The organism is Dellaglioa sp. CoH-57-MRSF-22 (assembly GCF_056781895.1).
This window is the reverse complement of record NZ_JBXAXT010000079.1, coordinates 1-463: the sequence shown is the minus strand read 5'-3', so window position 1 is coordinate 463 and position 463 is coordinate 1. Positions and strand designations below refer to the sequence as shown.

Genomic DNA, 463 nt, shown 5'->3' with positions numbered 1-463 from the left:
GTAAATAGCAGTTTTAAGTACTGGAGAGAGTATGACCATTGACGAAAGTGCCGTTGCCCGATTTCACGAGTTGCGTGCTCAAGTCGATAAAGCCCGAAACCGGTACTACAAGCTGTGGAATCAAGTCATGGGCGTAGTAAAGCAGTACTCTGAGGGAGACGAGCGCAACGCGACAATCAGTCGCTTGCGCCGTGAAATCAGGCTCGCGACCCGTGGCGCTCCCCAGCGCCATGCGCATGACGAAGAGAATACTGCGAATTACGTCAGTTCTGGTACGGAACAGCTATACAACGCAAGTTCTGAACTTTTGGTCGATGCTTACCGAAAAGTCAGAAGTCTGGTACATCCGGACAAAGGTGGCGATCCGGAACTGTTCCATCCAGTAAAGACAGCGTATCTGCTGCGGGATGTAACGTTCCTGATCGAAACACGGCTCCTGATCGAGCACGGCTCCGACCCGGAG

1 protein-coding gene is annotated in these 463 nt (G+C 52.5%); it reads left to right on the top strand.

Features of this window, described 5'->3' with window-relative positions; all coding sequences use genetic code 11:
* Positions 1-31: 31 nt before the first annotated feature.
* Positions 32-463: hypothetical protein (locus tag AC1RPR_RS08250; protein ID WP_481763474.1), on the top strand; the 432-nt coding region annotated here is incomplete at its 3' end.